Raw genomic sequence first — 475 nt, 5'->3', positions numbered from 1 at the left:
GGACCCGGTCATCGCCGCCACCGTCGAAGCGGCGGTGCATTACCTTGCGGATGAGCTGCCGGTCACCGTCACCACCCTGGCCCTGGACTGGCAAGACCCGCTGGCCACCTTCGAAACCCTGTGGGTCGGCGGGCGCGGGATCGCCTATGGCAAATCCCTGGCCGATCGCCTCGACCAACTGGACCCGGGTTTCGCTGCGCTGATCAAGCGCTCCGCCGATTACGATCTGGCGGCCTACCTCAAGGCTGTGCAGCAACGTGCACTGTTCGCCAATCAGGTACACGCGCTGTTTAATGACTACGACGTACTGCTGATGCCGACGATGCCGATCCTGCCGTTCGCCGCCGACCGGGTTGCCCCCGAGGGCTGGCCGGGCGAGGAGGGCGCGGTGCCCTGGGCCCGCTGGACGCCGTTTACCTATCCGTTCAATATCACCGGCAACCCCGCTGCCAGCCTGCCCTGCGGCTTCAGCCCG

General features: G+C 66.7%; 1 protein-coding gene. It reads left to right on the top strand.

Features of this window, described 5'->3' with window-relative positions; genetic code table 11:
• Positions 1–475 (top strand): amidase family protein (locus tag HX846_RS37220; protein ID WP_256740465.1); only part of this gene is annotated, 475 nt, incomplete at both ends.

The organism is Pseudomonas sp. K5002 (genome assembly GCF_013386655.1).
Lineage (GTDB): Bacteria > Pseudomonadota > Gammaproteobacteria > Pseudomonadales > Pseudomonadaceae > Aquipseudomonas.
This window is presented reverse-complemented; position numbering and strand designations above follow the sequence as displayed.